The organism is Streptomyces sp. ISL-66 (genome assembly GCF_018614135.1).
Taxonomy (GTDB): Bacteria; Actinomycetota; Actinomycetes; order Streptomycetales; family Streptomycetaceae; genus Streptomyces.
Window position 1 is genome coordinate 39,688 of record NZ_JAGGOW010000102.1, and the last position, 23,153, is coordinate 62,840.

Consider the following 23,153-nt stretch of genomic DNA (forward strand, 5'->3'; position numbering starts at 1 on the left):
TCGGGGCCGCGAGGTTTCGGCGGCCCCGTACGGGTTACGCGCTCCATGCCCGAAGTCGTCGGCCGAGCAGCCGGAGGCACTCCGTGATCCGTCCCAGCCTCCAGACCCCGGGGGGAACGTCCCCGCCCGAGCACCTGAGCGGCCCCGCGCCGAACGACGGCCCGCTGCCCAGGGACCACACCCAGGCGATCCTCGAGACCACCAAGCACGTGGCGGCGCTGTTGAAGGGGTCCGGACTGCCCTTCGCGCTCGCCGGCAGCGTGGCGGCCTTCGCCCACGGGCTGCCGGCCCGCTTCCAGCACGACACGGACTTCTGCGTGCGTCCCGAGGACGCCGACGCGGTGGTCAAGGCCCTGGAGGACGGCGGCATCGCGATGCGCCGCGCCCCGGAGGACTGGCTGGTCAAGGGCCGCTCGGGCGGAGAGGAGATCGATCTGATCTTCGAACTGGCCCGGCGTCCCGTGAGCACGGAACTCCTGGAGCGGGCGAGCGTCAAGGCGGTGGACTCGGTGTGGATGCCGGTCCTCGCTCCGACCGACCTCATGGAGAGCCGCCTCTCCGCCCTCTGCGAGCACTATTGCGACTTCGGCGACCTGTTGCCCATGGCCCGGATGCTGCGCGAGCAGATCGACTGGGAGCGACTGGACCGGACCCACCGCTCCTCGCCGCTGCCCGACGCCTTCCTCCACCTGCTCGAACGGCTCCACATCATCGATCGCGAGGCATGGTCAGGGGAAGGAGAACCCCCGGCCGAGCCCGAGGAAAGCACGGAGGACGGGCCATGACATCCCCCGAGAGGATCGAGTACCGCATCGAGCACCTGCGCGATCGGCTGGCCCGCGAGGACATCGCCGAACTCGGCGTACGGATCGACACGCGCGGCGCGCGGGCCGTCGTCCGGGGTCGCGTCGGCGACGAGAAGTGCCGCGATGCCGTCCTGCGGATCGCCGGCGAGGAGCTGGCGGGCATGGACTGGTACGCGGATCTCACGGTGAGCCGCCACGGCACGCCCGACCATTCCGAGGAGCTGTCGTGATCCGCGTGGCGGCGGTGGGCGACATCCACCTCGGCCCGGACAGCGCCGGACTGCTGCGGCCCGCCTTCGACACCCTCGGCGACTGCGCGGACCTGCTGCTCCTGGCCGGAGACCTGACCCGGCACGGCACCGCGCGGGAGGCCCGGGTGGTGGCCGGCGAGGTGGCCGGACTGCCGGTGCCGGTGGTCGCCGTACTCGGGAACCACGATTACCAGAGCGACCAGGAGGAGGCCGTCACCCGGGAGCTGACCGACGCGGGCGTGCACGTCCTGGAGGGCGACGCGGTCGTGCTCGATCTCGCGGGCACGAGGGTCGGCGTCGCGGGGACCAAGGGCTTCTGCGGAGGCTTCGCCGGCCGCAGCGGCAGCGAGTTCGGCGAACCGGAGATGAAGGCGTTCATGCGCCACAGCCGCGCCTGCGCCGAAGGACTGGGGAACGCGCTGCGCTCGCTCCACGACGGCGGCAGCACGCTGCGCATCGCACTCACGCACTACGCGCCCGTGCCGGACACCCTCGCCGGCGAGCCGCCCGAGATCTTCCCCTTCCTCGGCAGCTACCACCTGGCGGAGGCCATGGACGCGGCCGGAGCGGATTTCGCCGTGCACGGGCACGCCCACCTCGGCACGGAACACGGCATGACGCCGGGCGGCGTGCATGTCCGCAACGTGGCGATGGCCGTCATAGACCAGGCCTTCGCCGTCTACCACCTCTCCCCCACCGCCACGGTGACCGCGGGTGACCAGGGGTGATCGAGGGGCCCGGACGCTCCGTCGCCATGCGTACCGGTGCTCTTTGTGGGGAGACGCCCGAGCACAGAAAGGCGTGAGCCATGAGCGAGGAAGAAATCTGGGGCCACCAGGAGAACACGGGCTACCGGCGCGGTATCGACCTCGTCGGCTACAAGGTCGAGGCCACCGACGGGGGCATCGGGAAGATCGACAAGCACTCGGAGGTCGTCGGCGCGTCCCACCTCGTCGTCGACACCGGTGTCTGGATCTTCGGCAAGCACGTATTGCTCCCGGCCGGCACCATCACGCGCATCGACACGGCCGAGCAGAAGGTCTACGTCAACCGGAGCAAGGACCAGATCAAGAACGCCCCCGAGTTCGACGAGGCCAAGTACGGCGGCGAGCCCACCTATCTGGAGCAGTTCGCCCGGTACTACAACCAGCCCCACATGTAAGACCGCCGAGCCACGGCATGCATTCCGACGCATAAACGGGGCATAAGCGGCTTGCGAGATCGGAGAACATCATGATCGCACTCGGAATCGTCCTATTGATCGTCGGCTACATCCTCGGAATCTCCATCCTGTGGACCATCGGGATCATCCTGGTCGTCATCGGCGTCGTCCTCTGGATCCTCGGCTCCGTCGGACATGCGGTGGGAGGACGGCGCCATTACTGGTAGGCGTACCGCGCCCGGGTCGAGCCGGCGGAACTCCTCCGCCGGCTCGCCCATGCCCGCGGCGGCCCGGCCGGCCCCCGCCGAAATACGCGCCACCAGCCCCACGGTTGCCACCCGGTCGAGCGGGTAACCGCTCCCGTGACACCACGGACGCTGCTCAGGGAGGCGGTTGCATGATCCAGGTATCCATTCCGCTGATCCCTGCGGACGACGGCGCACTGCTGATCCCCGCCGACCACGTCACCGGCCTGCTACGCCGCCTCGCGGCAGACTGGGTGGAATCAACGGACTCCGGAGACATGCGAGCCGACGAAGAGACCGTCCAGGACTTGGCGCGCGTGATGACAGAGCTCGCCGATCAGATCGACGTCGAGTGCATCGGATTCGCGTCCGCCCCGAAGAGCTAGATGCGACGCTGGACCGCTGGACCGCTGGACCGCTGGGCCGTGGCGAGGCGGAGCCAAGCGACCCGGCGTCGCACCGGCGCTATGCGCGCTCGTCGGCCTGCCCGACCGTGATCAGCCCCGATCGTGATCAGCCGACGGCCGCGAAGGGGCTGTGGTCGAGGTGGGCGAGCAGGTCGGCGGGGTCCCGGTAGACGGCGCGCGCCCCGGCCTCTTCGAGATCGGCGCGCGGGATGCCGCCGCAGAGCAGCCCCACACAGGAGACGTCGGCACGGGCGCCCGCCCGCATGTCCCAGACGGTGTCGCCGACGAATACGGCCCCGCTCGCGCGCGCCCCGGCCAGATCGAGTGCGTGGCGCACCGGGTCGGGTGCGGGCTTGCCCTCGTCGACGTCGCCGGAGCTCGCCGCCGCGGTGATGGCGTCGTCGGCGCCGATGGCCTTGCGCAGGGCGCCCAGTTCGGCTTCCTTGGCGGAGGTCACGAGGACGACGCGCCAGTCGCGCCGGGCCAGTTCGCGCAGCAGCTCGGCCGCCGCGTCAAGGCTCGGCAGCCGGTCGAAGTAGGTGCCGTACAGGGTGGCGTGGGCCGCGCTGAGCGTCTCGTCCTCGCTCGTGTCGCGCTGGTCGCCCAGCAGGTGGGCGAGCAGGTCCTCTCCCTGCAGGCCGATCGCGCGGTGGATGTCGTGCATCGCGACCTCGTGGCCGGCTTGCCGGAGCGCCTCCCACCAACAGGTGACGTGCAGGTGGTTGGTGTCGGTGAGGGTGCCGTCGACGTCGAAGAGCGCGGCGCGGGGCATGATCACTCCCTGGGTCTGTCGATCACTGGAACCTGTGGGGCGGCTACCCTGCCGCCACTCCTCGCACGCCCGCCGCGGCTCAGAGTTCACGCAGGGCGGGCAACAGCTTCGCCTCGGCCCAGTCGAGGAAGGGTTCCTGCTGGTCGCCGCCCACCTGGACCAGGGCGAGCTCGGTGAATCCGGCGTCCGCGAAGGGGCGTGCCGCGTCCACGAACGCGTCCACGTCGTCTCCGCACGGGATGGTGTCGGCGACGTCCTCGGGCCGCGTGAACTGCGTGGCCCGGGCGAAGCCCGCAGGGCCGGGGAGTTCGGCGTTGACCTGCCAGCCGCCGAGCGACCAGCGGAACTGGTCGTGGGCCCGTGCCACCGCCGCGCCGCGGTCGGTGCCGAAGGAGACGGGCAGCTGGCCGATGCGCGGCTTGCCCTCGCCGCCCTGGGCTTCGAACGACGTCACGAGCTCGCGCTTCGGCTCGACGGCGATGAGGAGGTCTCCGTAGCGGCCCGCGATCCCGCAGGAGCGGTCGCCGGAGGCGGCGATCCCAATGGGCGGCGGCTCGTCGGGGAGGTCCCAGATCTTGGCGTTCTCGACGTCGAAGTGGGCGCCGTGGTGGCTGACGTGGTCCCCGGCGAGGAGGGCCCGGATGATTCCGACCGCTTCCTCCAACATCTCCAGGCGGACGGGGGCGGCGGGCCAGCCGCCGCCCACGACGTGCTCGTTGAGGTTCTCGCCCGAACCGAGGCCCAGCCGGAACCGGCCTTCGCAGAGCAGTTGCATCGTGGCCGCCTTCTGGGCGATCACCGCGGGGTGGTAGCGGAACGTCGGGCAGGTCACGTACGTCATCAGCGGGATCCGCGTGGTGGCCTGCGCGGCCGCGCCGAGGACGCTCCACGCGTAGGGGGCGTGCCCTTGGGAGTCGAGCCAGGGGAAGAAGTGGTCCGAGATGACGGAGAAGTCGAAGCCCGCCCGTTCCGCTCCCACCACGTGGTTCACGAGGTCACGCGGCCCGGCTTGCTCGGTCATCATGGTGTATCCGATTCGCATCATGTCGGGCGCCTAGCCACAATCAGCCCGTTGAAACGGTGGCGGGTCAGGCGGGGTGGCCGGGTTCCAGATCCCGCACGTCGCCGTACCGGAGCGTCTCGGGCGCCGCCGCGCCCTCCGCGGGCCCGGATCCCTCGATGGGCGCGAGGAGGAAACCCATGTGGTCTCCGCCCTCCAGCCGCCCCTCGATCCGGCCCGTGAACCAGGTCCGGACCTCGGTCAGCACCGGGCCTCCCAGCCCACCCGGACGCCAGTCGGCGCGCGCGAACTTGTCCACCCGGTCGCCCGTCTCTCCGCCGAAGATCTCGGCGAGCTCCCGCTGCCCACGGCTCAGCGCGTGCACGGTCAGGTACGAGGCTTCGCGCGCGACCCGGTAGGTGTGGTTGGCGACGGACAGCCAGACCACGAAGCGGGGCGGGTGGATCGAGCACTGCGAGGCGAACCCCACCAGGCAGCCCGCCCGCTCACCTTCGGCCTCGACGGTGACGACGTACATCGGGCCGTCGAGCACAGCGGCGAAGTCACCCAGGTCGGTCATGACGGCTCTCCGTAGGTCGCTGGGGTCCGGCGCCCGAGGAGTGCCGGCGTCCTCTGGCGGCTACCCGGGCCATGGGCGTGCAATCGGGCCGCGGGGCCGCTTGCACGCCGACGGGCCGGGCAGGCGCAGAACCGTCAGCCGCAGGAATCGAACCACCAACCGAACATTGCGGACATATTGCGAGCTGCCGTCCGCTGACGCATGGTGGGCAGCAGCAACCCTCCCCCGGAAGGAACCACCTCGTCATGAGCAAGGCAAAGGCAAAGGCGAAGCAGGTCAAGGGCAAGATGAAGGAGACCGCCGGCAGCGCGACGGACAACAAGCGCATGGAGGCGGAAGGCAGTGCCGAGCAGATGGGCGGCAAGGCCGAGGAGATGACCTCGAAGACCGCGGAGAAGATGAAGAAGCGCTGACCCGGTCTGGTGATCCACCCGGCGCGATCCGCGCCACCGCGCTCCCGCCCCGGGATTTCGTCCGGGCGGGGGCGTCGGCGCGGTCGGCGGCCGGGATCCGCGGCAGAGGAGTCAGATGCCCGCACAGCAGGACCCCCACCGGGCCGACCCGGACCGGACCAACCCCGACCGGGCCAACCCCGTCCAGCCCCATCCCGTCCAGCCCGTCCAGCCGGACCCCGGTCGGCAGCCTGCCGAGGGCCCGGCGCACTCGGCCCCGGAAACGGTCGTGATCCGCCTGTCGGGCGAGATGGACATCACCCGGGTGTCCGAGGTCCGCGCCGCGCTCCTGCACGCCGTCACCCGCGCGGACGGACCCCTCGACATCGTCGTCGACCTCAGCGGTCTCACGTTCTGCGACTCTTCCGGTCTCAACGTTCTGCTGCGGGCCCGCCTCGAAGCGGTCGAATCCGGCCATACGCTGCGCCTGGCCGCGCCGAACCCCCAGATGGTGCGTCTGCTGGAGCTCACCGGCGCCCTCGGGCTCTTCCCCGTCGACCCGGCGCCGCCCGCCTGACCTTCCGCCCCACCTCCCCCGACCGGTCGTCTCTCCGCCGCGTTCGCCACCGTGTTTGACGGCGTGCGAGGGGGTAGGCGCGAGATGTATCCGGAGGTGGACGGGCGCGAAGGGGTGCATGATGCCGACGGCGGACAGTGATCGATTTGCGGTCGACGTACGACCCGTCGACGGGGCCACCGTCCTTGCGCTGGCCGGGGAACTCGACCACGACACCGCCGAGCCCCTGAGGGCGGCTCTCGCGGCCGCGAGGGCCGCCGGCAGGCCGCGGCTGCTCGTCGACTTCAGCCGGCTGGATTTCTGCGACTCCACCGGATTGAACGTGCTGTTGCACAACCGGCTCGCGGTCCAGGAATCCGGTGGCAGCCTCGAACTGATCGGCCTCCACCATCCGATCGAACGCATGTTCCACATCACCGGCGCGGACGGACTCTTCCCGCTCCACACCGATGTCGAGGCGGCGCTGGCGCACCAGCAGCGCGCGCAGCGAAGGAGCACCGATGAGTGAGCGCCGGTCACCGGAAGAGACCCGGCAGCTGGTGCTGCACGACACCACGGATGTCGTCGGCCAGTGCCGCGACTTCACGCGTCGGGCCCTGACCGAGTGGCAGTGGCTGCCGGGGGGCGGCGGCGGGAGCGGCCACGAGGAGGAGTCCGACCACGGCGCCCTGCCGGCGGAGGACGCCCTGCTGCTGGTGTCCGAAGTGGTGGCCAATGCGTGCATGCACGCGGGCGGACCGAAGTCGTTGCTGCTGCACTGCACACCCGAGCGGCTGCGCATAGAGGTCATCGACGGAAGCCCGGTCGCACCGACCGTCAGGACCCACGTGGACCCCGGCCTGCCCGGTGGCCACGGTCTCCTCATCGTCGAGCGACTGGCCAGGCAGTGGGGCTACGAGCCGGTGGACGCCGGGAAGCGCGTGTGGGTGGAGGTCGACGCACCGCCGGACATCGGGCACCGGCAGGACGGCGAGGCCGTCGAGCGGTGGCTCGACAGGTTCCCCCGCTCGGCCTGAGCCCGCACGAGCACGCACGGACCTGCCCCGCCCGCACGGATCTGCCCCCGCCCGCACGGGCCGCGGAGGCAGGCACGCGGAAGAGGCACACACACGGACGAACATCAATCAGCACCTGGGCCCCCCGTGCCCAGGTGCCGGGCGGTCCCACGAAGCAGGAGCCCTATGCCGGTACGGTCCTCGCGCTGTCGCCCGCGGCCGGAGCCCCGCCCTCGCCCTCGGGCTCGTCCGTCAGCATTCCGGCCCGCAAATCCGTCATGATCCGGCAGAGCAGCCGGGAGACGTGCATCTGAGAGAGGCCGAGCCGGTCGCCGATCTCCGCCTGGGTCAACTCCTCGCCGAAGCGCAGCGAGAGGATCAGCCGGTCTCGGTCACTGAGCGTGGCGAGCAGGGGCTTCAGCGTCTCCAGGCATTCGATGCGGTCGTACGCTTCCTCCTCCTCCCCTATCGGCAGCACCCGCGGGGCGGCCTCCGCCTCCTGCCCCACGGGAGCGTCCAGGGAGCCGGCGGTGTAGCCGTTGGCCGCCTGACGGCCTTCGGCGAGTTTGGCGGTGCTGATCCCGAGGCGCTCCGCGAGCTCGCGGTCGGTCGGCCGCCGCCCCAGCCGCTGTTCCAGCAGGTCGTGCGCCTTCGCGATGTCGAGGCGGAGCTCCTGGAGGCGCCGCGGGACCTTCACGGACCAGCTGGTATCCCGGAAGAACCGTTTCATCTCGCCGGTGATGGTGGGAATGGCGAACGTGGTGAACTCGACCCCGCGCTCGGCGTCGTACCGGTTGATGGCCTTGATCAGGCCGACCGTGCCGACCTGGACGATGTCCTCCAGCGGCTCGGAGCGGTTGCGGAACCGGCGCGCCGCGTACTTCACCAGGCTGAGGTTCAGCTCGACGAGGGTATTGCGGACGTACGAGTACTCGGGCGTCCCCTCCTGCAGCTCGTTCAGGCGGCGGAAGAGCGCGACGGACAAGGTCCGCGCGTCGGCCGTGCTGACCGCGACCCGGTCCTCGGGGACATCGGGCACCCCGAGCGCCTCGGAGACCTCGGGGGTCTCGACGGGGGTCTCGATATGGAGCGGGTCCGTGATGTCGCGGGAAACGGAAACGGATGGCATGAGCGTCCTCCGACGGGGTTGTGGGTACCTGTCGGCCCGGATCGGGCCCGCAGGAACCGTCGTTTTCTTCCCGAGGGGATATACCCCCTTGCGGGGCCGTCTGACCCTTCTTGTACACACTGGATCACAGCGGGCACTCTCACCCCTACGGCGGACACGGCGGTGCGCCCGCGTCCAGGAGGTCGCCCACGGCCGGCGGCTGGTGGGCCACGGCCTGCTGGTCGCCCACGGCCGGCTGGTCGGCCGCGTCGTCGGGGACGTGGATGTCCAGGACGCATATGTCGTCGCGGTGGCCGGAGCGCTGCGTGGCCAGTGTGCGGGGGAGGGAGGGGTGGTGGCCGCCGTCGTGGAGGAGTCGGAGGGTCGTGGTGGCGAGTCGGTCGAGTCCGGTGTCGATGTCTTCGCCCGGTTCTTCAACGAGTCCGTCGGTGTAGAGCAGGAGGTGGTCGCCGGGCTGGAGGGTGAGGGTGGCTTGTTGGTAGGTGGCGTCGAAGGTGGCGCCCAGGAGGGTGCCTTCGGGCTGGTCGAGGAAGGTTGCCCGGTCGTCCCGGATCAGCAGCGGAGGCAGGTGTCCGGCGCGGACCCAGGTCAGGGTGCGGTCCCGGGGCTGGTAGCGGGCCATGACCATGGTGGCGGTGGCGCCGGCGGAGGGGTCCGGGGCGGTGTGGAGCAGGAGGGTGTTGAGCCGGTGCAGGACGTCGGGCAGGGCCGAGCCGGTGACGGTCATGCCTTTGGTGGTGAACCGTAGCTGGGCCATGGTGCCGACGGCGGCCAGGCCGTGGCCGGCGACGTCTCCGACGACGAACAGTGCGCTCCGGTCGGGAAGGGCGATCGCGCTGTACCAGTCGCCGCCGACGTTGATGCCGCTGTCGGCGGGAATGTAGGCGACATCCACGCGGAGCCCGGCGAGCTCCAGGGACTGTTCGGGGATCGGCAGCAGGGTGTCCTGGAGGCGGGTGGCGAGTGTGCGTTCGGCTTGGAGCATGCCCCGCTGGAGGAGGACGGCGCGCTCGCTCTCGAGCAGTGCGAGTTCGGCCGCGCGCTGCCGGCTGAGGTCCTGGAAGAAGCCGTGGACCTCCAGGGGGGTCCCGTCGGCGTCGGTCCGTGCCTCGGCGACGATCCGCAGGTGGCGTACGCCGTGCGCGGTGGTGATCCGGAACGGCTGGTCGATGGCTTCGCCTTCCTTCAGGAGCCGCTGGACCGCCGCGCCCAGCTTCGGCAGGTCGTCGGGCAGGAGGTGGCGGGGCAGTTCCTCCAAGGTCATCGGTCCCCGGAGGGGGTCGCGGTCGAAGATGGCGTAGACCTGATCGGACCAGGTGATGGTGTCCGTGGTCAGGTTCCAGCCGGCCCAGCCCAGGTTACCCAGGCGCTGCATGTCGGCCAGCCGCCTGGCCTCGCGCTCGCTGGTGTCATGGCGCACCCACGACACCACCAGGTGGTCCCCCAGCCGGGAGGCCCGGACCGAGTAGACGGACTGGCTCGGGACACCGGAGACCACCTCCTCGTAGGTGAAGGGCTCGCCCTCGTACCGTGTCCCGGTCGTCAGCGTCTCCAGATACCCCTCCCACAGCGCGCTGCCCACCACCGTCGGATACGTCTCCAGGACCCGGCGGCCCACCAGTTCCTTACCCTTGCGCCCGGCCACGTCCACCGACTCCGGCGCCGCCGCCTCGATGCAGTAGTCCTCCACCTCTCCCGTCGACGAGCGCAGGGGTGTGAGCAGGACCGCGGGTCCGGCCAGCGCGTCCAGGACCCGCTGGACACGGGCCACGGCATCGCTCCCAGCCTCCCCGTCGGGGTGGGCGTCGCGGGGGTGCTCCGGCCATCCCAGCGGGCCCGCGCACAACCGGACCGCCCGCCGCAGCAAGGCCCGCGTGTCGGCCGCGAAGGGGCCGGGCTCCGAACGGAGGAAGCCGATCGCCGCCTTCGGGGGCCCCTCATCGGGTACCGGGAGCCAGGCACGCGAAGGCCAGCGCTCCGGCGGGTCCCCGATCAGCAGGTACCGGCGGGCATCGCGCACCGGATCCTCCAGCCAAAGGGCCCGGCGCCCGGCGATCGCCTCGTGGGCGGCGACGCCGCTCAGCGGAGGGACGTGCCGCCACTGCTCGGCCAGCGTCTCCTCGACACCGGCATGGCCGCTCAGCTCCAGGCTCCCGGCAGGCGTCAGGCTGTAGATCATCACCGCCACGACGCCCGAGACCCCGCCGAGCACGGTCTTCAACAACTCCGCGATGTCGTCGCCATCCCGCGCCGCCGCCAGCCCTTCTGCGAGCCGGGCCAGCAGCGGACGGAACACCGCCTCACCATCACGGCCACGGACGAGGTAACGGCGACGGCTGAAGGCCGAGTCGCCGGACTGGTGCTGCCTGCCCGCGGTCGTGGCCGCGCGCGAGGCGGGGGCCGGACCCGAGGCCGGGTCCGCGCCCGACGCCGGGTCCGCGCCCGACGGGTCCTTATCCGGGACCCGGTCCGCATCCGAGACCGGGTCCGTGTCATGCGTCACGTCCTGCGTGACGGGCCCGGAGAAGGAGGCGGTCCCGGGCGCCGGGCGGACGCGGAGCCGGCCGAGCGTGATCCAGCACTCCTCCAGCAGCGTGTGGCCGCGCTCACCGGCGTGCTCGCGGAGCATCTCGTACGCGGTATCGGCGGAGACTCCCGCCTGGGCCATCAGTACGCCCTTGGCCCGCTCCACGACGGCGCTGGTCGCGGCGACGCCTTCCAGGTCCACGACTTCCGTGCGGAGCCTGGCGACCACTTTGGCGAGCGCCAGCACCTCGGGTGCGGCGCCCTCACCCGAAGGCGCGGCGTCACCCTTCATCCCTTGAGCATCCCACGTCCAGCCTCCGGCCGCCTACGGTGCGGGCGCGCCCCGCCGGAGGCCCGGGACGGCAGGAAGCACAGGTCACGGACCTGCGGGCGGCCCCTCGGGGTCGACCTCGGACGGGTCCTCGGGCCGGTGGCGGGGTGCGCGAGGATGCGCCGGAGCCAGCGGGCACGGGCACCGCGGGCGCCCCGGCTGAGGGCCGCCCGCGGTGCGATGGTGTCGAAGCCGTGGAAGGCTCCGGGCCAGCGCGGCATCCCGTGCCTGCCGTTCCGCGAGGTTCTCCGGGGTGAACGGCTCCAGCGCCCCCTCCCCCAAAGCCGCGCGCGTCGCTCTCAGTTCGGGGTCGAAAGCCGGTACGTCCATGGGGCGCGGGCAACCAGCTGCCGGGCGGGCGCCAAGGCCACGGGTGTGGAAACGACGTGGCCGTCGGGCTTGACCCAGGGGTATCGTCCGGTCGCCCGACCAGCCGATCCATCGGCCCCCGACATCCGGAGAGCGATCCCCATGACCAGCCGGCAAGCGACGACGACCTTGTGGCGCCCTACCGGCCCCGTCGAGCTGGACCTGGTCAGAGAGCTCGACTGGCGCGCGTGGCCGCCGCGCTTGCCGGAGCAGCCGATCTTCTACCCGGTGCTCAACGAGGACTACGCGATCAAGATCGCGCGGGACTGGAACGTCAAGCACGACGGAGCCGGCTTCGTCACCCGCTTCGAAGTCGAGACCGATTTCCTGAAGCGGTACCCGGTCCAGCAGGCCGGCGGCCGGACGATCCTCGAGTTGTGGGTTCCGGCGGAGGAACTCGATGTCTTCAACGCCCACATCGTCGGCGAGATCCAGGTGGTCCACGAGTTCCACTGAGAGGCGCGAGCCCGCCCGCCGGGCGGGACGCGACCGCCTCGTTCGGCCAGCGCGGAGCCCAGGGCCCCGGGGCCCTGGGCTCCGCGAACGCCACGCCGTACGCCGCCCCGCGCGGACCGAGGGCCTCGCCAGGGCATCTCGATGAGGTGCACCGGCAGGCGAACCGGCAGGCGAACCGGGCCCGTGGCCGCCACGACCGCGCCGCCGGCTCACGCAGAGGTGACGGCCTGCTCCAGCAGCCCGTGAAGGACGCGCTGTTCCTGCGGATCGAGGCCGGACAGCGGGGAGTCCACGGCCAGGAGTTCGAGCAGACGCGTCCGCAGCGCGGTGCCCTCGGCAGTGAGGACGAGGTGTTTCGCGCGGCGGTCCGTGGGGTGCGGGTGGCGCTCGATCAGGCTCTGCTTCTCCAGCTTGTCGACGACGAAGGTGGTGTTCGAGGGCTCGCAGCTCATGCGCTCGGCCAGGTCCCGCATGGTCATCGGCCCGCTCATTTCCCGCAGGGCGATCGCCTGCGGCGCGGTGAGGCCCAGGGTGGCGGCGCGCGCCCGTACGTGCTCGGCGATCCGCTGGGCCAGCCCGTTCACCAGACCGCACAGCTGTCGCTCGGCGATGACCTGCGGCTCGGGGGACGTCGTCATGCCATCACACTAGCAAGTCCGTCAAGACGACATATTTCTAGCTTGAATGATTCGAGCTTGACGTTTATGGTGGGGCTCGTCGCCACGGAAGACGGGGCGATGCCCTGCCCACGACCCAACAGAAGAGAACTCATGGCTGACTTGATGGTGGATCAGGACGCACGACTGCGCCGACCGGCCGGAATCCGCTCGATACGGCTGGGTGACACGAAGGTGTCGTACGTCCCGGACGGCGAGGTGCGGCTCCGACCGCGGGACCTGCTCCAGGACACCACCGACGAGGTGTGGGCCGCACACCCCGAGTACCTGGACGCCACGGGCCACCTCGCGGGAAGCGTCGGGGCCCTGCTGGTGGAGCACGGCGACCGCGCGCTGCTGATCGACTCCGGCTTCGGACCGCAGTCGCACGAGGCTCCGGACGGCCCGATCAGCGCGATCCACGGAGGTGCGCTCGTACGCAGCCTGGCCGAACTCGGCCGCCGCCCCGAGGACATCGAAGCGGTGGCCTTCACCCACCTCCACGCCGACCACCTCGGCTGGGCCTGCCACCTCGTCCCCGGCGGCGACCAGCCCGTGTTCACGAACGCCGAGTACTTGGTCTCCGAGCAGGAGTGGGAGGGGCGCGACCTCCTGGAGGCCCAGGGCATGACCGAGCAGGTCGCGGCCCTCGCACCGCGGGTCCGCACCATCGCGGACGGGCAGGAGGTCTTCCCCGGCGTGCGCATGAGGATCACCCCCGGCCACACCGTCGGGCACGCCGAGTACGTCATCACCGGGGGCGGACGGCGCCTGATCGCCTTCGGCGACGCCGTGCACTCGCCGATCCAGATCGACCACCCCGACTGGTCCGCGGCCTTCGACCACGACACCGCCCGCACCGCCGACCACCGCCGCCGCCTCGTCGCGGAGCTGGCGGAGCCCGGCACGATCGGCTTCGGAGTCCACCTCGCCGACGTGGTGTTCGGCCACGTCCACCGGGACGGAACCGCCCCGGCCTGGCGCGCCGTGGACGCCTGACCGGCCGGGCCCCGATGCGGTGGGCCAGGGCGTGGGTGAGTGGGACGAGTGGGGAACTCGGAAGGGCCGGCTTGCCCTGGGCCGGCCATGGGACTCGCGACCCGGAACCGCCGCCGTGCCCCACCGGGCGGTGGCTCAGTCACACACCTTCGCCTCGCCGCCCACGCCGGTGCCCGCACGTGGCGGGCGGACCATGTAGACATCAATCGGGTCCTCGGTTTCCACCACGAAGCCGTGGCGCTCGTACAACCGACGGGCGGCACTGCCCTGTAGGACGTTGAGGCGGACGCTCACACCCTGGGCGTCGTTCCGTGCGAGCACTCCACGAAGGACGGCCGAGCCGAGGCCCCGGCCCTGGTGGTGCGGAGCGAGGTAGAAGTGCTCCAGCCACTGCCCTTCCCGGGCCGGTCGTACGGTGACGCACCCGGCCGGCCGGCGGTCGATCTCGATGACGGACGTGTACTGCGGGGAGAGCGAGTCACGCAGCCGCTGCCGTACCCGGTGCTCATCGAAACGACCAAGGCGCTCCAGGTCCGCCCGCATGACCGTCGCGCGCAATTCCGCCATCGCTTCGACGTCCGCCGGAACCACGGAACGCAGCACCCACCGCAAGGCCCGGCCAGGGGCTGTTCCGCTCCGCTCGGGCGCCGACCGCGTTCCGCCCGCCCTCAGGTGCTCAACCATGGCCGGATCCTCTCAAAGACCACCAGCACGGCACGCGTCAGGGCTCTTGGGGTCCGTGCCGACAGCGCCGGCGGAGCGCAGGGACCGGCCCAGACTCCCGACGAACACTCGGGGGTGTCTGCGCCACCACCACATGTCGTAGTGCGGCACCCTGTGGAACTGATCGAGGGCCAGGCCGTCGTCCGCGATCGTCGCCGCCCGGAACCGGTCGTCCAGTGTCTGGATACGCGGCGTCCACAACTGGACCACATGGTCAGGCAGCAGGAGCCATGCCTCGTGGAGCCAGTTCCGGCAGTAGAGGTCGTTGGTGTACTCGTAGATGTCGTCGCGGTACCCGCGCTCGACGGAACTCACCAGCACAGCCCACGCGTTGACCCTCTCGGTGACCGTAAAGGCCGCCCGCCAGCCGCGCCGTCGGAGTATCTCGCCCACCTCGGCTTCGTCGTAAGCGCTCATCCGGCGAGGCTCTCACGACGGCCGACGTACTGGAGCCCCTCGCCCTCGGTGGCCACGAAGGCGCCCGGGAGGCTCTGCGAAGGGTGGCGCGACCGCGCGTGGTGCGGACCGCCGACGTCCTGGAGCGGATCACGGCGCTGCGCGACGAGCCGTTGGAGACGTGGACGGCCGAGGTCCGGGCAGCCGCCGAGGGGCCGGATTCCCGTCTGACGGGCGGCCGTGACCCGATGATCGGACTGTTATCGTCCGGGTATGCCCGAGCTCATCTCCCCCACCCCCCGGCTGTACGCCTCCTGGCTCGCCTCGCGCGACGAGGAGTGGGGGCCCGACGCGCACATGGACGGAGCGGGCCTCGGCTCCGATGACGACGTCGACACCGCGGACGGCTTCGCGGCCTGGGTGGAACGACTGCGCGGGTACTCCGACCGTACGATGCCGATCGAGCAGGGACGCGTCCACGCGACGTACTGGTGGATCGCCGAGGGCGACACCTATCTGGGCGCCGTCGACCTGCGCCACTACCTGAACGCGTTCCTGGTCGACGCGGGCGGCCACATCGGCTACAGCGTCCGGCCTTCCGCACGCCGGCGCGGGCTGGCCACCTGGGCGCTGGGCTCGGTCCTGTACGAGGCGCGGTTGCTCGGGATGGACCGGGTCCTGCTGACCTGCGACCCGGGCAACGAGGCGTCGGTGCGCACGATCGAGGGCAACGGCGGGGTGCTGGAGGATGTCCGAGAGACCTTGATCGGTCCCAAGCGGCGGTACTGGATCGACCTCTGATCCGCCTGCTCGCGGCAGTACTGGGACTTCACCGTCGAGCCGGTGTGGCCACAGTTGCGGCCGGCTGCCGGAGGCCGACATGACCTGGCGGCGTGCGCGGCCCCAGCACCATCTGATCACACGGGCGTGAAGACGCCCTCATCGGCGTCGTCGAGGATGAAGCCGTTGTCGAGGCGGACCCGGACCGTCACCCGGAGCCGCTGTTCCTGGTAGGCGATCCACTCCGGCTCCAGGGAACCGACCTTCTCCTCGAGCTGCCCCTTGCTGCCCGCGGGCATCTCATGGCCGAAGGCGTCGAGGAGCGACTTGAGCCGCTCGTACTCACGGGCACCTTCGCTCTGGTGCTCGTGCTCGACCACCCGCTCGACGGTGCCCTCGATGCCCGCTGCCAGCAACAGGGACCCGGCTACGCTCCCCGTCGAGGACGCGCCGTCCCCCGCCGTCGCCACCCAATCGGTCAGCCGGGTGTCCGCCGCCAGCTTGACTCGCCGGCCTTCTTTCAGCGTCATCGTCTTCTTCCACTCCCAGTCGGTCACGTGCTGCTCACCCGGAGGACGAGCGTAGTGGAGAGCGGGCGTCGGAAGCGGATGGTGTGATCCCGCCCGCTGACGCGGCAGGGCCTACGGAGCGGCGTCCGCGCCGGGGTGCTCCCGGGGGTGGGGACAGCTACCCACTCCATCCGGATTCACCGGGTTCGACACCCACCGGAGCGGAGGCGAGTGGAGACGACTGGAAAGGAGTGGGGAGCGGCTCAGGCGGCCAGTGGGGCGGTGGCCAGTCCGGCGCCCTCGCGCAAGCCCTCGAGGAACTCCTCCACCGCTGCGACCGCCGTGTGTCGGGGCTCCCATGCGAGCTCCGTGCGGGCTCGGGTGCAATCCATCAGCGGGAGGCGCAGCACCGCGTCGAAGAGGTCGGGCGACGCGGGAACCATGTGGAGCCGCCATGCCGCGGCCAGCGCCGTCCGGACCGGCGCCGTCGGGAAGCTGAACCGGCGGGCGTGCAGGAGACCGGCGAGGACTTCGCCGTCGATGGGCGGCTCGGCCGCCAGGTTGAAGGGGCCCCGAACGCTCAGCGTCGCGGCGGCCAGGTAGGCGGACGCCGCGTCATCCGTGTGCAGGGCCTGGAAACGCAGTCCCGGCAGGTCGGGGACCGCGGGGATCAGCCCGGGGCGCACCAGGCGGCCCGGCAGGAGGCGGCCCGCGAAGATCCTGCGCTGCTCGGAGGCGGAGGTGCGCTTGAACAGGAAGGCCGGCCGCATGCGCACCACCCGGACGTCGGGGTGCGCGTGCTCGTATGCGTCGAGTACGCGTTCCAGGTACGCCTTCTCGCGGGTGTACGCGGCCTGCGGCCAGCCGTGGGTGGGCCACGATTCGTCCACCGGACGGTCCTCGTCCACCGCACGGTGCCCGTCCACCGCACGGACCTTCTCCATCGCACGGTCCTTGCCGCCCGGGGTCTCCTTGGGGCCGGGCGAGTAGGCGCCGACGGAGGAGGCGTGGATCAGGGCGGGCACGCCCGCAGCGGCCACCGCCTCGAAGACGCGCAGGCTGCCCAGGACGTTGGTCTGCCAGGTCTGGGCCGGATGGTGGGTCGGCTGGAACATCCACGCCAGGTGGATGACCACGTCCGCTCCGGCGAAGAGCGGCGCCAGGTCCGCGCCGTGGGGGCCGATGTCGGCGGCCGCCCAGGCCGTCTTGGCCGGCGTCCACCGTGGGACGCGTCGGGCCACGCCGAGGACGGAGGCCACGGCAGGACTGTCGGCACACGCCTGGACCACGCTGGTGCCGACGTTTCCGGTGGCGCCGACGACCACGACCCGCAGACCGTCGTAGCCGGGCTGTAGGGATCCGGGTCGGTTCATGGCTGGGTCCTTTCGGTCCTTTCGCTTCGCCGGACGCATCGCCGGGTGACGGCCGGCCCTGGTCGTGCCGCGCCTACCCCGTGGGGGCTCGGGGAACACGCAACGGCCGCGACGGGCGGGCCGCAGCTCCGGCCCGGTTGCCCCACCGGAAGCGCGGTGACGGTCCGCAGTTCCGCAGCCGCAGCTCGCGGCCCGCAGCTCGCATGCCGCGCATGCGCACCAGCGGCCGTCGCAACCCGGATAAAGGCCGATCGGGCGGGTAGCCGCAGATCATGGACACCACACCGAACACGCCGCTCCGCGCCGTCGCGCTCGTCTGCACACTGTCCCCCTCCCCCACCCCGTCCAGCTCGCAACTGCTGGCCGAGCAGACCATGGAAGCGCTCGCCGAGCACGGAGTCACCGGGAAGACCATCCGGATCGCCGATCACGACGTACGGGCCGGGGTGAAGACCGACATGGGCGACGGGGACGCCTGGCCGGAGATACGTGACACCGTCCTGGGCTCCGACATCCTGATCCTGTCGACGCCGATCTGGCTCGGACACCCGTCCAGCATCGCCCAGCGGGTACTGGAACGGCTGGACGCGGAGATCTCCGAGACCGACGACGAGGGCCGCATGCTCACCTACGGCAAGGTCGCCGCCGTGTGCGTCGTCGGCAACGAGGACGGTGCGCACAAGGTCAGCGCCGACCTCTTCCAGGGTCTCAACGACGTCGGGTTCTCACTCCCCCCGAACGCGGTCACCTATTGGGTGGGAGAGGCCATGCAGGGCACCGACTACCAGGACCTCGACAAGACCCCCGGGGCGACCGCCGGCACGACGGCCACCCTCGCCGCCAACACCGCCCACCTGGCCCGGCGCCTCAAGTCCGCCCCGTACCCGCCTTCCGCTTGACCGTCCGGGGCTCCGGACGGCCCGTGAGCGAGGCCCCGGCGGCGCGTGGCCCGGCCGGGACACGGCCCCGTCGCGGCCAGGAGGCCAGACCGTGCCCCGGTACCAGTACTCCGCCGGCCCGTTTCCCGGAACGGGCCGGCGGAGTGGTCAGTGGCCGAGAGCGCGCTTCAGTTCCGCTTTGTCCATGGCCGAGCGGCCCTTGATGTTGCGCTGCCTGGCCTCGTTGTACAACTGCTCCTTCGTCGGCCCCTGCGCACCGCTGTGCGAGCGTAGTCCGCCGCGCCTCGACGAGGACATGTCCTGGAGCGAAGTACGGCTGGCGGTCTTCGACTCGCCGGCGCGGGCCCGTTCCTTGTTCACCGTGCGGGCGGCGATCTCCTTGGCCCGCTCGGAGCTCTCGCCCCGGTCTTCGGCGCTCTCCTTGATGTGCTCGTACTGGCGTTCACGCTTGGGACTGGAACCGCGAGGCATGGTGACTCCTTGGCCGGTCGGTCGCCTGTCGCCGGTAGTGGTCGGCACCGAGCGCCTAACCCGCGGCGGCGCGCTCAAACCCGGGCAACGGCATCAAGGCCCGGCCCCCGGGCGCCGGGCCCTCGGGGGTTTGCCCCGCGGTAACCAGGGCAGCCGCATGAACGAACCCAAGGAGCCGGAGCCCTCGGGAGGAGCCCAGAGATGTCAACCAATGTACTGATCGCCATCATCGTCGTGGCGGCGGTCGTCGTGATCGCGCTCACCGCACTGCTGTGGATGCTGGCCCGACGACGTCACCTGCGTGAACGATTCGGACCCGAATACGACCGTACCGTCGAGGAACAGGGCGGCAAACGGTCCGCCGAGCGCGATCTGCGTGCCCGCGAGGAGCGGCACGACCAGCTCGACATCAAGGAGCTGCCGCCCGAGCGACGCCAGCTGTACGCGGACAAGTGGAGCGTCGTACAGCAGCAGTTCGTGGACCGGCCGGACGCCTCCGTGACCGAGGCCGACGAGCTGGTGACGCTGCTGATGGGTGAGCGCGGCTATCCCACCGAGGAGGGGTATCGCGGGCAAGTGCGCGACCTGTCCGTGGAGCACGGCCGCACGCTGGAGGAGTACCGCGCCGCCCACGCCGTGAAGGTGCGCAGCGGAGCGGGAGAGGCCACGACAGAGGAGCTCCGGGGCGCGATGGTCCACTACCGCGCCCTCTTCGAGGAGCTGCTCTCCGACCGGAGGAGCCGATGACATGCCGAACCACGAGGACGAGGTGGGACGGGCGCCCGAGCCCGTCCTGACGACGGAAGACCTGGCGCATCCCACGCCCACACCCGCTCCCACCCCCGCCCGAGGGGACGCCGCCCTCTTCCCGGGCGAGGCCACGGGCGAGCGGGACCGGCGGGACGACCCGACGCGGGACGACTCGACGGGGACCGCGGAGGGCGGCCCCGGCGCGGACCCGGATGCGGTGTCGGACCCGGATGCGCTGTCGGAGCCGGATGCGCTGTCCGGACCGGAGACGTTGTCCGGACCGGAGACGTTGTCCGAGCCCGGCCGTGACGGGAACGGACGGGAGCCTGAGCAGGACGCGGGCGTCGGCCGGGAGACCGTACCGCAGTCGGACGGCGACACCGGGCGCGAGGAGGAATCGTTGCTGGGCGGCGCGGAGGTGGAGCGCTACCGCACCACGTGGAACGAGATCCAGGGCCGGTTCGTGGACGAACCGCGCGAAGCGGTGCGAGCGGCGGACACCCTTGTGGCAGAGGTCATGCAGGCCTTCGCCGGGGCCCTCGCCGAACACCGGAGCGGGCTGGAGAAGCAGTGGGACCACGGCGAGCAGGTGGCCACCGAGGACCTGCGACAGGCCCTGCGGGCCTACCGTTCGCTGGTCAACCGGCTGCTCGACACCTGAACCGCACAAGCGGCGGCGTGTGCGGCAGACTTGCCGCATGACCGCATCTGATCCAAAGGCCGACCTCCGCTTCTACCTTCAGTCGGCCCGCGACGCCCTGCTCTGGAAGCTCGAGGGGCTCTCTGAGTACGACGTCCGCCGCCCGCTGACGCCCACCGGCACGAACCTCCTCGGCCTGGTGAAGCACGCGGCCGGCGTGGAGCTCGGCTACCTCGGGGACACCTTCGGGCGGCCGTCCGGTGAGGCGCTGCCCTGGCTGGAGGAAGGCGCCGAGCCCAATGGGGACATGTGGGCCACCGCCGACGAGTCGCGGAAGCAGATAGTCGCGTTCTATCGCCGCGCGTGGGCGCACTCCGACGCGACGATCGACGCGCTGGCCCTGGAGACGACGGGCCGGGTGCCGTGGTGGCCGAGCGGCAAGGACGAGGTGACGTTGCACCATGCCGTCGTGCGCGTGACCGCCGACACCCATCGGCACGCCGGGCACGCCGACATCATCCGGGAACTTCTGGACGGCACCGTGGGGATGAACGACGGCAACGACGCCATGGCGCCCGGCGACTCGGCGTGGTGGGAGGACTACCGGGGCCGGCTGGAGCATGCGGCTCGGGAGGCCTCCGACCGGGACACGTAGGCGGCCTCCGCGAGCCGCGGCCGCTCCGGGCGGAAACCACGCCCGGAGCGGCCCTCGGATGTCGGCACCGGATCCGCGCGCGGATCCGGGAGAATCGCGAGGTGAGTACACCAGCGCAGGGCCCACGTGAACGCGGCATCGGACGCGGAGTCAGCACCCTCATCCCACAGAGCGCCACCGATCAGGCGATGGCGGCCCTGACCGGGCTGCAGACCGTACCCGTACACGTCGGTCTCCTTCAGGCTGCGGCGCTCCTGCTGGAGGACGCCGCGCGGACGGCCGGCGACGAGCCGACGCGCTCCGCCATGGCCAGGACGGCCGGGATGCTGCGCGCTGCCATGTAGCGGCGAACGGGCCGGCGCGCCCGCGCGCTGGTCACGGCCCTGTTCTCGTATGGCTACGGGCAGGTGGCTAGTAGCTGTCCTTTCTCATTAGTGGCGAGCACCGTAGGGCGCGACATGACCGATCGACACGCGGATCGTGAGGGCGTTAGGTGGGCAGCGTGCCGGAACTGCGTACCGATCGTCTCCTGCTCCGCCGGTGGCGGGAGTCCGACCTCGAACCATGGGCGGTGATGAACGCCGATCCCGAAGTTCGGGAACACCTGGGGGAACTGCTGACGCGGGAGCAAAGCGATGCCGCGGTGGCACTCATGCAGGCCGAGTTCGACGAGCGAGGTTTTGGATGGTGGGCGCTCGAAGCACGGGAGACCGGTGAGTTCATCGGCCGCGCCGGCTTGGACGAGGTGGGCCAGGACATGCCGTTCGCGGGGGTGGACGTCGGGTGGCGGTTGACACGTTCGGCGTGGGGTCACGGTTACGCCACCGAGGCCGCCCTGGCCTGCCTGGCCTTCGGCTTCGAGGCCCTCGGGCTGGCGGAGGTTGTTGCGTCGACGACCGTCAACAACCTTCGGTCCCAGGCGGTGATGCGGCGGATCGGCATGACCCGGGACCCGGCCGACGACTTCGAGGATCCGAGCGTGCCCGAGGGGCCGCTTCGCCAGTGTGTGCTGTACCGGACCCCCGCAGAGATGCCCACGGGCTATAACAAGTGGCAGGACACGACCGCATCTTCAGCGAAGACCTCCGGGGCCGCAGCAGGTGCCGGCAGGAGGATGGGTTGAAACCCTCGCGTAGTTCGTCGAGGACCCACTTGGCGTCCTGCCACGCCCGCCCACCCTCCCGCCGAGACCCATTCAGCTCAACGAGACGGCCAGCGAGGGGAGACGTCAGCCCGGAACGTCACCCAGCGTTTCTCGCCACCTGGCCGTAGCTATACGAGAACAGGGCCGTCACAGCACTAGTGTGCGTACGTGAGCCTTTACGTCGTCGTGGGATTCGGGCCCGCCGGAGCGGCCACCGCTCGGCTGCTGGCCGAGCAGGGGCACTCGGTACGGGTCGTCACCAAGTCGGGCCGGAGCCCGCAACCCGGTATCGAGCACGTTGCGTTGGACGCGACGGACAGTGGCCGGCTGATCGAGGCCTCCCGGGGCGCGGCAGCCGTCTACCACTGCGCCGCACCGCCCTATCACCGCTGGGCGGGGCAATGGCCGGCCCTGATCTCCTCGGTCGTCGCGACGGCCGAGGCGACCGGGGCCGTACTCGTCATGCTGGGCAACCTCTACGGATACGGTCCGGCGGACGGCCCCCTCACCGAGGAGCAGCCGCTCGCGGCGACCGGCCCCAAGGGGCGGGTGCGGGCCGCCGGTTGGGAGCGGGTACGGAGCCTGCACGAGCAGGGTCGCATCAGGGCGGTCGAGTTGCGGGCCTCCGACTTCTTCGGTCCCGGCGTGACCGAGGGCGGACACTTGGCCGCGCGGGTCGTGCCACGGGTGCTCCGCGGTAAGCTGGTCTCCACCCTGGGCGATCCGGACGCCCCGCACAGCTGGACCTATCTTCCCGATGTGGCACGGGCCTTGGTCGAGGTCACGGGCGAGGAGCGTGCCTGGGGTCGGGCCTGGCACGTCCCCACGGCGCCCGCGCTGTCCGTCAGGGAAATGGTCGACCGTCTCGCCGCCGAGTCCGGAACGGGACCGGTCGCCGTGCGCCGGCTCTCGCCCGCCGTACTGGGTGTCGCATCGCTCTTCTCGCCGCTGATCCGCGAACTGAAGGAGATCCGCTACCAGTTCGAGCGGCCGTTCCTGGTCGATTCGACCGCCTACGAAGCCGAGTTCGCCGTACGCGCCACGCCCGTCGATGAACAGGTCAGGGCTACGGTGGCATGGTGGCGGGCCCGACCGGACACCGTCGGGCGTTGACCGATGCCGCACAGCGGCCGGCGGCCACCGCGTCGCGCAGGGCGTCC

Annotated in this window: 31 protein-coding genes; 20 read left to right on the plus strand and 11 right to left on the minus strand. The window is 71.2% G+C overall.

Translation table 11 applies throughout. The features are described from left to right. Positions 1-83 precede the first annotated feature (83 nt). From J7E97_RS19640 to J7E97_RS19665, 6 genes are all read left to right on the plus strand, one after another. On the plus strand, positions 84-785 hold the full coding sequence (locus tag J7E97_RS19640; protein WP_215028841.1) for a nucleotidyltransferase family protein: 702 nt from the start codon (positions 84-86) through the stop codon (positions 783-785). Then, entirely contained in the window at positions 782-1,036 is a 255-nt protein-coding gene (locus J7E97_RS19645; RefSeq protein WP_215028844.1) for a hypothetical protein, read from the plus strand. Before J7E97_RS19640 ends, J7E97_RS19645 begins: the two co-directional genes overlap by 4 nt. Further along, positions 1,033-1,785: a metallophosphoesterase gene (locus J7E97_RS19650; RefSeq protein ID WP_215028847.1), complete on the plus strand. Its 753-nt coding sequence runs from the start codon at positions 1,033-1,035 to the stop codon at positions 1,783-1,785. Before J7E97_RS19645 ends, J7E97_RS19650 begins: the two co-directional genes overlap by 4 nt. 80 nt (positions 1,786-1,865) lie before the next feature. After that, positions 1,866-2,219, plus strand: a complete 354-nt coding sequence (locus tag J7E97_RS19655; protein WP_215028850.1) for a PRC-barrel domain containing protein — start codon at positions 1,866-1,868, stop codon at positions 2,217-2,219. 71 nt (positions 2,220-2,290) lie between these two features. Then, entirely contained in the window at positions 2,291-2,446 is a 156-nt protein-coding gene (locus tag J7E97_RS19660) for a DUF6131 family protein (RefSeq protein ID WP_215028853.1), read from the plus strand. A 170-nt stretch (positions 2,447-2,616) separates the two neighbouring features. Next, complete coding sequence (locus J7E97_RS19665; protein WP_215028856.1) at positions 2,617-2,850, plus strand: DUF6213 family protein; 234 nt, start codon at positions 2,617-2,619, stop codon at positions 2,848-2,850. A gap of 127 nt (positions 2,851-2,977) precedes the next feature. Here the strand turns inward: J7E97_RS19665 and J7E97_RS19670 are convergent, their stop codons facing one another. The 3 genes from J7E97_RS19670 to J7E97_RS19680 form a co-directional block, all read right to left on the minus strand. Next, entirely contained in the window at positions 2,978-3,643 is a 666-nt protein-coding gene (locus tag J7E97_RS19670) for an HAD family hydrolase (protein ID WP_215028859.1), read from the minus strand. Between the two features lie 79 nt (positions 3,644-3,722). After that, entirely contained in the window at positions 3,723-4,688 is a 966-nt protein-coding gene (locus J7E97_RS19675) for an LLM class F420-dependent oxidoreductase (RefSeq protein ID WP_215028862.1), read from the minus strand. Positions 4,689-4,731: 43 nt separating this feature from the next. Then, entirely contained in the window at positions 4,732-5,223 is a 492-nt protein-coding gene (locus J7E97_RS19680) for a flavin reductase family protein (protein WP_215028865.1), read from the minus strand. A 245-nt stretch (positions 5,224-5,468) separates the two neighbouring features. Between J7E97_RS19680 and J7E97_RS19685 the strand changes: the two genes are divergently transcribed. The 4 genes from J7E97_RS19685 (at position 5,469) to J7E97_RS19700 (ending at position 7,208) form a co-directional block, all read left to right on the plus strand. Then, positions 5,469-5,636, plus strand: a complete 168-nt coding sequence (locus J7E97_RS19685; protein WP_215028868.1) for a CsbD family protein — start codon at positions 5,469-5,471, stop codon at positions 5,634-5,636. Positions 5,637-5,751: 115 nt separating this feature from the next. After that, positions 5,752-6,192 (plus strand): STAS domain-containing protein, encoded by a 441-nt coding sequence (locus J7E97_RS19690; RefSeq protein ID WP_215028871.1) that lies wholly within the window; start codon positions 5,752-5,754, stop codon positions 6,190-6,192. Between the two features lie 121 nt (positions 6,193-6,313). Beyond that, positions 6,314-6,700 carry an STAS domain-containing protein gene (locus J7E97_RS19695; RefSeq protein ID WP_251054819.1) on the plus strand — a complete coding sequence of 129 codons (387 nt, stop codon included), beginning with the start codon at positions 6,314-6,316 and terminating at the stop codon, positions 6,698-6,700. Further along, positions 6,693-7,208, plus strand: a complete 516-nt coding sequence (locus J7E97_RS19700; protein ID WP_251054820.1) for an ATP-binding protein — start codon at positions 6,693-6,695, stop codon at positions 7,206-7,208. Before J7E97_RS19695 ends, J7E97_RS19700 begins: the two co-directional genes overlap by 8 nt. A 163-nt stretch (positions 7,209-7,371) precedes the next feature. Here J7E97_RS19700 and J7E97_RS19705 read toward each other — a convergent pair whose 3' ends face one another. Together J7E97_RS19705 and J7E97_RS19710 are read right to left on the minus strand one after the other, a co-directional pair. Beyond that, the gene (locus J7E97_RS19705) at positions 7,372-8,316 is read right to left on the minus strand and encodes a SigB/SigF/SigG family RNA polymerase sigma factor (RefSeq protein WP_215028877.1); all 945 of its coding nucleotides are present in this window, start codon (positions 8,314-8,316) and stop codon (positions 7,372-7,374) included. Between the two features lie 145 nt (positions 8,317-8,461). Continuing rightward, complete coding sequence (locus tag J7E97_RS19710) at positions 8,462-11,134, minus strand: SpoIIE family protein phosphatase (RefSeq protein WP_215028879.1); 2,673 nt, start codon at positions 11,132-11,134, stop codon at positions 8,462-8,464. A gap of 510 nt (positions 11,135-11,644) precedes the next feature. On the opposite strand from J7E97_RS19710, the gene J7E97_RS19715 reads away from it, so the two are divergent. Further along, positions 11,645-11,998, plus strand: coding sequence for a hypothetical protein (locus tag J7E97_RS19715; protein ID WP_215028880.1), 354 nt, complete (start codon positions 11,645-11,647; stop codon positions 11,996-11,998). Positions 11,999-12,207: 209 nt separating this feature from the next. Here the strand turns inward: J7E97_RS19715 and J7E97_RS19720 are convergent, their stop codons facing one another. Beyond that, positions 12,208-12,636 (minus strand): MarR family winged helix-turn-helix transcriptional regulator, encoded by a 429-nt coding sequence (locus J7E97_RS19720; RefSeq protein ID WP_215028882.1) that lies wholly within the window; start codon positions 12,634-12,636, stop codon positions 12,208-12,210. A 132-nt stretch (positions 12,637-12,768) separates the two neighbouring features. Between J7E97_RS19720 and J7E97_RS19725 the strand changes: the two genes are divergently transcribed. Next, on the plus strand, positions 12,769-13,653 hold the full coding sequence (locus J7E97_RS19725) for an MBL fold metallo-hydrolase (protein WP_251054821.1): 885 nt from the start codon (positions 12,769-12,771) through the stop codon (positions 13,651-13,653). A gap of 135 nt (positions 13,654-13,788) precedes the next feature. Here J7E97_RS19725 and J7E97_RS19730 read toward each other — a convergent pair whose 3' ends face one another. Beyond that, positions 13,789-14,220, minus strand: a complete 432-nt coding sequence (locus J7E97_RS19730; RefSeq protein WP_251054835.1) for a GNAT family N-acetyltransferase — start codon at positions 14,218-14,220, stop codon at positions 13,789-13,791. A gap of 129 nt (positions 14,221-14,349) precedes the next feature. Further along, complete coding sequence (locus J7E97_RS19735; protein ID WP_215028887.1) at positions 14,350-14,793, minus strand: hypothetical protein; 444 nt, start codon at positions 14,791-14,793, stop codon at positions 14,350-14,352. Between the two features lie 252 nt (positions 14,794-15,045). Here J7E97_RS19735 and J7E97_RS19740 point away from each other — a divergent pair, with 252 nt between their 5' ends. Then, positions 15,046-15,573 (plus strand): GNAT family N-acetyltransferase, encoded by a 528-nt coding sequence (locus J7E97_RS19740; RefSeq protein ID WP_215028889.1) that lies wholly within the window; start codon positions 15,046-15,048, stop codon positions 15,571-15,573. Between the two features lie 116 nt (positions 15,574-15,689). Here J7E97_RS19740 and J7E97_RS19745 read toward each other — a convergent pair whose 3' ends face one another. Both J7E97_RS19745 and J7E97_RS19750 read right to left on the minus strand, forming a co-directional pair. Then, a complete protein-coding gene (locus tag J7E97_RS19745; RefSeq protein ID WP_308346590.1) occupies positions 15,690-16,109 on the minus strand; it encodes a hypothetical protein in 420 nt (139 codons plus the stop codon). A gap of 215 nt (positions 16,110-16,324) precedes the next feature. Then, the gene (locus J7E97_RS19750) at positions 16,325-17,434 is read right to left on the minus strand and encodes an NAD-dependent epimerase/dehydratase family protein (protein ID WP_215028892.1); all 1,110 of its coding nucleotides are present in this window, start codon (positions 17,432-17,434) and stop codon (positions 16,325-16,327) included. Positions 17,435-17,706: 272 nt separating this feature from the next. Here J7E97_RS19750 and J7E97_RS19755 point away from each other — a divergent pair, with 272 nt between their 5' ends. Next, on the plus strand, positions 17,707-18,333 hold the full coding sequence (locus J7E97_RS19755) for a flavodoxin family protein (RefSeq protein ID WP_215028895.1): 627 nt from the start codon (positions 17,707-17,709) through the stop codon (positions 18,331-18,333). Between the two features lie 147 nt (positions 18,334-18,480). On the opposite strand, the gene J7E97_RS19760 is transcribed toward J7E97_RS19755, so the two are convergent. After that, positions 18,481-18,804 carry a plasmid stabilization protein gene (locus J7E97_RS19760; protein ID WP_215028898.1) on the minus strand — a complete coding sequence of 108 codons (324 nt, stop codon included), beginning with the start codon at positions 18,802-18,804 and terminating at the stop codon, positions 18,481-18,483. A gap of 201 nt (positions 18,805-19,005) precedes the next feature. Here J7E97_RS19760 and J7E97_RS19765 point away from each other — a divergent pair, with 201 nt between their 5' ends. The 6 genes from J7E97_RS19765 (at position 19,006) to J7E97_RS19790 (ending at position 23,106) form a co-directional block, all read left to right on the plus strand. Beyond that, complete coding sequence (locus tag J7E97_RS19765; protein ID WP_215028901.1) at positions 19,006-19,551, plus strand: hypothetical protein; 546 nt, start codon at positions 19,006-19,008, stop codon at positions 19,549-19,551. Position 19,552: 1 nt separating this feature from the next. After that, positions 19,553-20,215: a hypothetical protein gene (locus tag J7E97_RS19770; RefSeq protein WP_215028903.1), complete on the plus strand. Its 663-nt coding sequence runs from the start codon at positions 19,553-19,555 to the stop codon at positions 20,213-20,215. 37 nt (positions 20,216-20,252) lie between these two features. Beyond that, positions 20,253-20,849 (plus strand): DinB family protein, encoded by a 597-nt coding sequence (locus tag J7E97_RS19775; protein WP_215028906.1) that lies wholly within the window; start codon positions 20,253-20,255, stop codon positions 20,847-20,849. Positions 20,850-20,950: 101 nt separating this feature from the next. Beyond that, complete coding sequence (locus tag J7E97_RS19780; protein WP_215028909.1) at positions 20,951-21,193, plus strand: hypothetical protein; 243 nt, start codon at positions 20,951-20,953, stop codon at positions 21,191-21,193. Positions 21,194-21,351: 158 nt separating this feature from the next. Further along, the gene (locus J7E97_RS19785; RefSeq protein ID WP_215028912.1) at positions 21,352-21,972 is read left to right on the plus strand and encodes a GNAT family N-acetyltransferase; all 621 of its coding nucleotides are present in this window, start codon (positions 21,352-21,354) and stop codon (positions 21,970-21,972) included. A gap of 189 nt (positions 21,973-22,161) precedes the next feature. Continuing rightward, entirely contained in the window at positions 22,162-23,106 is a 945-nt protein-coding gene (locus J7E97_RS19790) for an NAD-dependent epimerase/dehydratase family protein (protein ID WP_215028915.1), read from the plus strand. Positions 23,107-23,153: the final 47 nt, after the last annotated feature.

What these genes read in the sequence shown, in the direction of transcription:
- J7E97_RS19645 (WP_215028844.1), top strand. Translation starts at nt 782, where the DNA reads ATGACATCCCCCGAGAGGATCGAGTACCGCATCGAGCACCTGCGCGAT.
- J7E97_RS19655 (WP_215028850.1), top strand. Translation starts at nt 1,866, where the DNA reads ATGAGCGAGGAAGAAATCTGGGGCCACCAGGAGAACACGGGCTACCGG.
- J7E97_RS19660 (WP_215028853.1), top strand. Translation starts at nt 2,291, where the DNA reads ATGATCGCACTCGGAATCGTCCTATTGATCGTCGGCTACATCCTCGGA.
- J7E97_RS19665 (WP_215028856.1), top strand. Translation starts at nt 2,617, where the DNA reads ATGATCCAGGTATCCATTCCGCTGATCCCTGCGGACGACGGCGCACTG.
- J7E97_RS19670 (WP_215028859.1), bottom strand. Translation starts at nt 3,643, where the DNA reads ATGCCCCGCGCCGCGCTCTTCGACGTCGACGGCACCCTCACCGACACC.
- J7E97_RS19675 (WP_215028862.1), bottom strand. Translation starts at nt 4,688, where the DNA reads ATGATGCGAATCGGATACACCATGATGACCGAGCAAGCCGGGCCGCGT.
- J7E97_RS19680 (WP_215028865.1), bottom strand. Translation starts at nt 5,223, where the DNA reads ATGACCGACCTGGGTGACTTCGCCGCTGTGCTCGACGGCCCGATGTAC.
- J7E97_RS19685 (WP_215028868.1), top strand. Translation starts at nt 5,469, where the DNA reads ATGAGCAAGGCAAAGGCAAAGGCGAAGCAGGTCAAGGGCAAGATGAAG.
- J7E97_RS19690 (WP_215028871.1), top strand. Translation starts at nt 5,752, where the DNA reads ATGCCCGCACAGCAGGACCCCCACCGGGCCGACCCGGACCGGACCAAC.
- J7E97_RS19695 (WP_251054819.1), top strand. Translation starts at nt 6,314, where the DNA reads ATGCCGACGGCGGACAGTGATCGATTTGCGGTCGACGTACGACCCGTC.
- J7E97_RS19700 (WP_251054820.1), top strand. Translation starts at nt 6,693, where the DNA reads ATGAGTGAGCGCCGGTCACCGGAAGAGACCCGGCAGCTGGTGCTGCAC.
- J7E97_RS19705 (WP_215028877.1), bottom strand. Translation starts at nt 8,316, where the DNA reads ATGCCATCCGTTTCCGTTTCCCGCGACATCACGGACCCGCTCCATATC.
- J7E97_RS19710 (WP_215028879.1), bottom strand. Translation starts at nt 11,134, where the DNA reads ATGAAGGGTGACGCCGCGCCTTCGGGTGAGGGCGCCGCACCCGAGGTG.
- J7E97_RS19715 (WP_215028880.1), top strand. Translation starts at nt 11,645, where the DNA reads ATGACCAGCCGGCAAGCGACGACGACCTTGTGGCGCCCTACCGGCCCC.
- J7E97_RS19720 (WP_215028882.1), bottom strand. Translation starts at nt 12,636, where the DNA reads ATGACGACGTCCCCCGAGCCGCAGGTCATCGCCGAGCGACAGCTGTGC.
- J7E97_RS19725 (WP_251054821.1), top strand. Translation starts at nt 12,769, where the DNA reads ATGGCTGACTTGATGGTGGATCAGGACGCACGACTGCGCCGACCGGCC.
- J7E97_RS19730 (WP_251054835.1), bottom strand. Translation starts at nt 14,220, where the DNA reads ATGGCGGAATTGCGCGCGACGGTCATGCGGGCGGACCTGGAGCGCCTT.
- J7E97_RS19735 (WP_215028887.1), bottom strand. Translation starts at nt 14,793, where the DNA reads ATGAGCGCTTACGACGAAGCCGAGGTGGGCGAGATACTCCGACGGCGC.
- J7E97_RS19740 (WP_215028889.1), top strand. Translation starts at nt 15,046, where the DNA reads ATGCCCGAGCTCATCTCCCCCACCCCCCGGCTGTACGCCTCCTGGCTC.
- J7E97_RS19750 (WP_215028892.1), bottom strand. Translation starts at nt 17,434, where the DNA reads ATGAACCGACCCGGATCCCTACAGCCCGGCTACGACGGTCTGCGGGTC.
- J7E97_RS19755 (WP_215028895.1), top strand. Translation starts at nt 17,707, where the DNA reads ATGGACACCACACCGAACACGCCGCTCCGCGCCGTCGCGCTCGTCTGC.
- J7E97_RS19760 (WP_215028898.1), bottom strand. Translation starts at nt 18,804, where the DNA reads ATGCCTCGCGGTTCCAGTCCCAAGCGTGAACGCCAGTACGAGCACATC.
- J7E97_RS19765 (WP_215028901.1), top strand. Translation starts at nt 19,006, where the DNA reads ATGTCAACCAATGTACTGATCGCCATCATCGTCGTGGCGGCGGTCGTC.
- J7E97_RS19770 (WP_215028903.1), top strand. Translation starts at nt 19,553, where the DNA reads ATGCCGAACCACGAGGACGAGGTGGGACGGGCGCCCGAGCCCGTCCTG.
- J7E97_RS19775 (WP_215028906.1), top strand. Translation starts at nt 20,253, where the DNA reads ATGACCGCATCTGATCCAAAGGCCGACCTCCGCTTCTACCTTCAGTCG.